The following is a 7381-nucleotide window of genomic DNA, read 5'->3' as shown; positions in this document are numbered from 1 at the left end:
GCCAAATCAGCGCCTATCCCCAATGGTGATTTTTCCGTTAAGAAAGCATCATTAATTGACGGTGAATCCATGGGTGGAGCAACTCCCGTTTTCAAGGGGTGTTGCAACGACCGCTAGAACTCGCCCCCTCGAGCCGGGGCCCGTTTTAAACAAGTGAAGGGCCCTGGATTTCCAGGGCCCTTCACTTGCAGCTGTCGGCTGGAGGCCTTAGTCGACCGGCAGCGGATCCTTGTCATGCAAACGGCTTGTCTCGTCGTACCATTCGGAGGCCAGCGGCTTCAGCGTGGTTTCCACTGCGCGAGCATGGTGGCCACAGAAAAGCAGTTCTCCTCCGGAGGATTCCAAAACCACACGGACATAGGCTTGGGCGCCGCAGCGGTCGCAGCGATCAAGGGTAGTCAGCTGGGGGCTGGTAACGGTCGTGGTGGTCATGATGGCCTCCTTCATAAGTTCTCTTGTACTTTATACAACCACCATTGGTCCTAGTTACTTCCATGACGGGGCCAACTTTCGCTAACCGCGTATCCGCCACGTGGGGGGACAAGAGCAAGGAGCCTGTCCTAAAAAACCCACCATAGCCATTAACCTTGGTAGTAACCGGCCGACAACAATCTTGAAGGAGTATGTCCACGTGGCACGCCAGAGTTCCGATTACAGTGCCCGCCACCTCTCTGTTCTGGAGGGCTTGGAGGCCGTCCGCAAGCGGCCTGGTATGTACATTGGCTCCACTGATTCCCGGGGGCTGATGCATTGCTTGTGGGAGATCATTGACAACTCCGTGGATGAGGCCCTGGCCGGGTACGGGCAAAACATTTCTGTCATCCTGCATAAAGACGGCTCCGTCGAGGTGCACGACGACGGCCGTGGCATCCCCGTGGACGTGGAACCCAAAACCGGGTTGTCGGGTGTGGAAGTTGTCCTGACGAAGCTTCACGCCGGTGGTAAGTTCGGAGGCGGCTCCTATGCGGCCTCCGGAGGTCTGCACGGCGTGGGTGCCAGCGTTGTCAACGCCTTGTCCGCACGCATGGATGCCCAGGTGGACCGGGGAGGCAAAACGTACCAGATGAGCTTCCGCCGCGGTGAGCCCGGACATTTCAAGGACGTCGGGCGGACCCTGAGCCCAACAGTGGAGTTTGCACCCTTCACCGAGGCATCCAGCCTCGATGTTGTCGGCAGCACCAAGCGCGGGGTGACGGGAACCCGCATCCGATACTGGGCTGATCCGCAAATCTTCATCAAGGATGCCAAGTTCTCCTATGACGAACTAGTTTCCCGTGCCCGCCAAACATCGTTCCTTGTCCCTGGACTAAAGATCAAGGTCGTGGATGAGCGGCGCCTGGCTGGAACCCCCGGTGAATTCGCCACCCATGAGCAACTTTTCCACCATGACGGCGGCATCTCCGAATTTGTGGACTTTCTTTCGGTGGGCGGTGCAGTCACTGACATTTGGCGGCTCCAGGGCCATGGCACCTTCACCGAGACAGTTCCCGTCTTGAACGGGCAGGGCCACTTGGAAAGTACGGCAGTGGAACGTGACTGTGAAGTGGACATCGCGTTGCGCTGGGGGATCGGCTACGACACGACCATGCGCAGCTTCGTCAACATCATTGCCACACCCAAGGGAGGCCGGCACCAGGAAGGCTTCGAGCAGGCCCTGCTGAAAACGTTCCGCAAGGTTATTGAAGTCAACGCCCGCAAGCTCAAAGCCGGCAATGACAAGATCGAGAAGGATGACGTCATGGCCGGGCTGACGGCTGTGCTGACGGTTCGTCTGGCCGAGCCTCAATTCGAGGGCCAGACCAAGGAAATCCTGGGTACCCCCGCCGTGAAGAACATCGTGGCGAAGGTTGTTGAGAAGGAACTCAAGGCCAAGCTGGAATCCACTGCGCGCGGGGACAAGATCCAAGCTGCCACGTTGCTGGAAAAAGTCGTCTCGGAAATGAAGTCGCGTATTTCAGCCCGCGTGCACAAGGAAACCCAGCGTCGCAAGACGGCGCTGGAATCCTCCTCACTGCCCACGAAGCTGGCTGATTGCCGCAGTAATGACATTGCCGAAACGGAACTGTTCATCGTCGAGGGTGACAGCGCCTTGGGCACAGCCCGGCGCGCGCGGTCCTCCGACTTCCAGGCATTGCTGCCCATCCGCGGCAAGATCCTCAACGTGCAAAAGGCGTCCGTGGGAGACATGCTGGCCAATGCTGAGTGTGCTGCTCTCATCCAGGTGGTGGGGGCTGGGTCCGGGCGCAGCTTTGACCTAGAGTCGGCCAGGTACGGCAAGGTGATCCTCATGACGGACGCCGACGTGGACGGCGCCCACATCCGCACGCTGCTGTTGACATTGTTCTTCCGCTACATGCGGCCCATGATCGACGCCGGAAACGTCTATGCAGCCGTTCCGCCGCTGCATCGGGTGGAGGTCATCAACGCCGGTTCCAAGCCGAATGAGATGGTGTACACCTATTCGGAGAACGAGCTGCACGTGCTGCTGGCAAAACTGGAGAAATCAAAGAAGCAGTACAAAAAACCGATCCAGCGATATAAGGGTCTGGGGGAGATGGATGCCGACCAATTGGCCGAGACCACCATGGACCCGCGCCACCGGATGCTGCGCCGTGTCACCACCGCGGATGCGGACCGTGCCGAGCACACCTTTGAGTTGTTGATGGGATCAGAGGTGGCTCCACGCAAGGAGTTCATTGTGGCCGGCAGTGACTCACTGGACCAGGACCGGATCGACGCCTGACACAGGTACTGGGAGCTCCGCCATCCAACGGCAGAGGGCAGTTACCGGCGCCATTTTTGCGCTGCCGTGTGTGCCGCGGCGGATCCGACGGCGAACAGGGGAGTCAGCGTGCGCAGCAGGAAGGCGCCGGTGGGGCTCGCAGTGGCCCGAATCCAGTCCACGGGTTGCAGCGATTCGCGGACCACAGGAGCCGCTCGAGTGCGTAGGTCATTTTCGGAGTCATGAACGGCCACCACCAGGGTGGCTTCCCCGCGTTCGGCTGCGTGAAGCCGCTCAGTCAGGACGTCTGCATCAATGATCGCGGTGGCTGCACCTTGCCCTCCCGTGGGCGGCATGGCATGAACAGCATCACCTATTGCCGTGACCCTGGAGGACTTCCACGGCGCAAGATCCTCAGGATCTGCAGCGTTGAACTTGAAGGCCGAGACACTGTCTGTATTACTGCGCGTGAGCAAGTCGATCAGGGGCTCCGCCCACCTGCGGCGCCGCAGTATGCGAACGCTGGCGTCCACCAGTGCGACGTGGGGGAGCTTTTCAGGATCACGAGGCAGTGCCTGCTCTATGGCGATCAGCCCCCAGATTGCCACCGGGGCCGCGGCACTGGCAAGTGGATGTGTTGCATAGCTTGCTGCACGTCCGGCGGGATCGTGTGCCGCGGCGAATAGGCCGGTGCCGCCGGGACCGATCGCGAGCAAAGGCCCCCCGCGTAGAAGAGCAGTTGTGCTGTCCGGGAGACTGCTCCACAGGGTGCGTCTGCAACCCCGGTTAATCCGCACTGGAATGACGTTGGGCGACCTGCCAGCTGCCCTGCCAGTTTTGATCCGGCACCGTCAGCGATCACCAGCACGTCAGCCTCAACCTCGGTGCCGTCGTCAAGTTCGGCGACAAAGGTTTCGCCCTCGACGCGCCAGCCTTGGCAGGAACGGCCCATGATCATGCGATCGTCGAGTCCGAGGGCGAGTATCTGGCGCAGGGTGATCCGGTCGACGTCGAGCGACAGTCCTGGGGAAGCTTCTCGTGCCTGCAGTAGTCGCCGACCCCGATGATCCCGAACGGTCAGGCTGAAACCCGGTGTCCCCACGGAGGAGCCAAGCAGGGCTTCGAATGATGTTGCCGGCAGCAGTTTCCGCAGAGCCGAGACTGCCGGAACCCCAAGGTGCAATTTGTACCCGCCCGTCATGGCAAGGTCAGCGTCCCGCTCCACTACTTGGACGTCAAGTCCACGCTGTACCAGTCCTTGGGCACACGCAAGCCCACCGATCCCGGCACCCGCCACCATGGCTCTCATGGGATGACGGAACCAGCGGAACCAACGGACCGTCAGCGGGAGAATCTGCTGCTGACAATCCGGGGCGAGGCATGCTGCCGTTCTCCGGTGCCTGCTCCCGCGTGCGCTTCCGCTGGGTCCTGCCGTGGTTCGCGGCTGCCTGAACTCAGGGCAGGATGCCGGGCACCAGCAGCAACGCCGTGGGGACGGCCAGGAGCAGCAACGCCCCGGCGACAATAAGAAGCTGTGTGCGTGCCGCCAGGGCAGGTGTGGGGGCCAGCAATCTGCTCAACCTGGCGGAGGTGGTTGCCGGTGTGTCGATCTTCTGCGCATTGTCACCAATGAGGGTATCGGCTGGCAACTGCGCAGACCCGCTGGCCACTAGTGCGATGGTCGTGACTAGGGTGGACTTGCTCACCGAACGCAGGGCGACTTCATCCGCCAGGATTTCAATCAGCGAGGACACTGCCTGCTGGGCCAGCTTTGACGTCGGCAACCACGGCAGTGCCGAACGCCATGCGGAAAATGCCCACAACAGCAGATGATGGCGCTGTGTCAGGTGGGTCTGTTCGTGTATCAACACCGCACGCAATTCCTCTGGGCTCAGCAAGTCCAGCAGCCCGTCGGAGAGGACTGTGACTGAGCGTGAGCCGCCCGGCAGGCAATAGGCCACGGGTACCTGGTGGCTGATGACGAGCGTGTCGGGCCTGTCATCTGAGGGGGAGCTGAGGATGTTGAGCAGGTCGCGGTGGCGTCGGCGTTGACGTTCGATCCTAAAGAATGTCAGCCACAGAGTGAAGATCAGGTGCGCCGAGAGCAGCGCTGCAGCACTGAGTGCGAAGGCGTGGACAAGACCCAGCGTGTCCAGGGATGCCCGGCCAACAACAATTTGCATCAACGCGTGCAGGCCCTGGCCAAGGTTGTCGCCCAACGGCACCAAGCCATAGCAGAGCATGGCTCCGATTATGGACAGGCCGCCGGCCAGTGCTATGGACTGCCACAGCACCATGGCAGCAGAAGCGGCCCGTGCAGGCCAAGCCGCACGGGCAAGAAAAACGGGGACCGGCCAAGCCAAGACGAGCGCCAAGGCGGCCAGGAACCAAGAGGTCCAAAACATGTTCTACAACTTACCGTGTCTGGGCAGCCGTGCGTTGACAAGGGAAGCCCGGGCTCTTGCTTTGAGCTTGGCGGCCCAGATTGTTAGCGTCCCAGCAGCTTCCGCAGCGTCTCTGCTTCACCGGCGCTGACTGTTCCAATGAACCGCGCCAAAACAGCTTCGCGGTCGGGAGCCGAGCCCAGCACTTCGAGCATGAGTTCCGCCGTGTGGTCTTCCCTACTCGTCACCGCGCAGTAGCGGTGCGGGCGAGTGGAGCGTTCGCGCTCAACGAGGCCCTTCTTCTCCAGCCGAGACAGAACGGTCAGGACGGTTGTGACGGCGAGTGGGCGGGCTTCAGCCGAGTTGGTGCCTGAGGTGCGCTGCGAAAGCAGGTCGCGCAATGTGTTGGCAGTAATGGCTTCCTGATGTTCCCACAGCAAGTCCATGACCGCCCTCTCGAGATCTCCAAGCGTTGCCATCTACATCCTTAATTTTGTGTCTGAGCGTTCATCGGTGACGGGTTACACACGCCACCTGTGTTAAATGTACAGCTTTTGACAACAAACTTCTACACAGGGTAGAAATGGGAGTTCTACGAAGTGTAGAAAAACGTTTGCGCGGTTTAACTCACCGCCCATACATTTACATGAACGAGGGATAATTAGTGGAAGCTCTGGAGATTGCCAGGTGGCAATTCGGGATCGTGACCGTGTACCACTTCTTGATGGTGCCGCTCACGATCGGACTTGGCACACTGGTAGCCATCTTGCAGATGCGTTGGCTCCAAACGGGTAAAGAAGAGTACCTGCGCATGACCAAGTTCTGGGGCAAGCTGTTCCTCATCAACTTCATCATGGGTGTGGCCACAGGCATCGTTCAGGAGTTCCAGTTCGGCATGGCATGGAGCCAGTACAGCCGCTTTGTGGGTGATGTCTTTGGTGCCCCGCTGGCCATGGAGGCGTTGTTGGCGTTCTTCGTGGAATCCACGTTCCTTGGCTTGTGGATCTTCGGTTGGAAGAAATTGCCGCCTCGGATCCACCTCGCCTGCCTGTGGATTGCCGTGGCTGGTTCGATCGTCTCCGCCTACTTCATTCTTGTAGCCAACTCCTGGATGCAGCATCCGGTGGGCGTGGAGATGATCGACGGCTACCCGCAAATGGTGGATGCTTGGGCGGTCTTCACCAACAACACTGCGATCGTAGCGTTCTTCCACACCATCACAGGTGCCCTGGCAGTTGCCGGCGGCTTCCTGCTGGGTATTTCCTGGTACCAGTTATGGCGCCGCCGCAAGGACGGGATTGACACTGTGGACGCCACTGGGCGTGTCGTGGTTGGCGAATCCGCCACCATTGCCGGCCGTGACAAGAAGGATCACGCAGTGTGGATCAAGTCCCTGCGCATCGGCGCAGTGGTTGCCATGATCGCCTTCTCCGGATCCGCTGTGTCCGGCGACTTGTCCGGCAAGCTCATGTTTGAGCAGCAGCCCATGAAGATGGCCGCCGCTGAGGCAGCCTGCCACGACGGGACGAGCTTTTCCGTCCTGTCCATCGGCGACGTCGGCAGCCGTGACTGTTCAGATGTCGTGGCGGTCATGGAACTGCCCGGCCTACTCTCTTTCCTGGCACACAACGATTTCACCACCGAGATCAAGGGCGTAAACACCCTGGTCCCCGAGTACCAAGCCAAATATGGCACGCACCTGCCCGACAATCCGATCTACGGTGACCGTGCAGGCCAGGAAATCAACTACGTTCCGATCATGCCCGTCACGTATTGGGGCTTCCGTATGATGATCGGCTTTGGCGGACTGGCCGCCGCGGCTGCAGCGGTTGCCCTGTGGGTCACGCGCAAAGGCACGGTGCCGCGTTCCAAGCCCCTGATGAGGCTTGCGCTCATCGGCATTCTTGCCCCCTTTGGTGCCAATGCTGCCGGCTGGATCTTTACCGAAATGGGCCGCCAGCCCTTCGTCGTGGCGCCGAATCCGTCCATGAGCGGTGTGGACCAGGTCTTCATGTTCACCGCGGCAGCTGTTTCGCCCGGAGTTTCGGCAGGGGAGATGATCTTCTCCCTAGTGTCACTGACTACGGTCTATGCCGTGTTGTTGGTGGTGGAGGTTGTCCTGTTGACGAAGTACATCCGTGGAGGCGTGGTCTCCGCTATGCCTGAGCTCGATTCGACCCGTCAGGCTTCCTACGGGAAGAACGACGGCGGCAGCGGCCCGGGCGGGGGGCCGGACGACGATGTGCTTGCGTTTGCGTACTGACAATCTGCTTGA

At 60.4% G+C, this 7381-nt stretch carries 7 protein-coding genes; 2 read left to right on the top strand and 5 right to left on the bottom strand.

Annotated features, from left to right (window positions below):
* Positions 1–207: 207 nt before the first annotated feature.
* The gene (locus JMA46_RS14630) at positions 208–432 is read right to left on the bottom strand and encodes a hypothetical protein (protein WP_207346076.1); all 225 of its coding nucleotides are present in this window, start codon (positions 430–432) and stop codon (positions 208–210) included.
* 199 nt (positions 433–631) lie between these two features.
* Here JMA46_RS14630 and JMA46_RS14625 point away from each other — a divergent pair, with 199 nt between their 5' ends.
* On the top strand, positions 632–2743 hold the full coding sequence (locus JMA46_RS14625) for a DNA gyrase subunit B (protein ID WP_207346075.1): 2112 nt from the start codon (positions 632–634) through the stop codon (positions 2741–2743).
* Between the two features lie 41 nt (positions 2744–2784).
* On the opposite strand, the gene JMA46_RS17310 is transcribed toward JMA46_RS14625, so the two are convergent.
* From JMA46_RS17310 to JMA46_RS14610, 4 genes are all read right to left on the bottom strand, one after another.
* Positions 2785–3330 carry an FAD-dependent monooxygenase gene (locus JMA46_RS17310; RefSeq protein ID WP_348770184.1) on the bottom strand — a complete coding sequence of 182 codons (546 nt, stop codon included), beginning with the start codon at positions 3328–3330 and terminating at the stop codon, positions 2785–2787.
* The gene (locus JMA46_RS17305) at positions 3312–4031 is read right to left on the bottom strand and encodes an FAD-dependent oxidoreductase (protein WP_247647336.1); all 720 of its coding nucleotides are present in this window, start codon (positions 4029–4031) and stop codon (positions 3312–3314) included. The genes JMA46_RS17310 and JMA46_RS17305 overlap by 19 nt, the downstream gene beginning before the upstream one ends.
* Positions 4032–4176: 145 nt before the next feature.
* Positions 4177–5127, bottom strand: a complete 951-nt coding sequence (locus JMA46_RS14615) for a M56 family metallopeptidase (RefSeq protein ID WP_207346074.1) — start codon at positions 5125–5127, stop codon at positions 4177–4179.
* 83 nt (positions 5128–5210) lie between these two features.
* On the bottom strand, positions 5211–5585 hold the full coding sequence (locus JMA46_RS14610) for a BlaI/MecI/CopY family transcriptional regulator (RefSeq protein ID WP_207346073.1): 375 nt from the start codon (positions 5583–5585) through the stop codon (positions 5211–5213).
* Between the two features lie 185 nt (positions 5586–5770).
* On the opposite strand from JMA46_RS14610, the gene JMA46_RS14605 reads away from it, so the two are divergent.
* Positions 5771–7369 (top strand): cytochrome ubiquinol oxidase subunit I, encoded by a 1599-nt coding sequence (locus JMA46_RS14605; protein WP_207346072.1) that lies wholly within the window; start codon positions 5771–5773, stop codon positions 7367–7369.
* Positions 7370–7381 lie beyond the last annotated feature (12 nt).

This window comes from Arthrobacter sp. E3 (genome assembly GCF_017353415.1).
Classification (GTDB): domain Bacteria; phylum Actinomycetota; class Actinomycetes; order Actinomycetales; family Micrococcaceae; genus Specibacter.
This window is presented reverse-complemented; position numbering and strand designations above follow the sequence as displayed.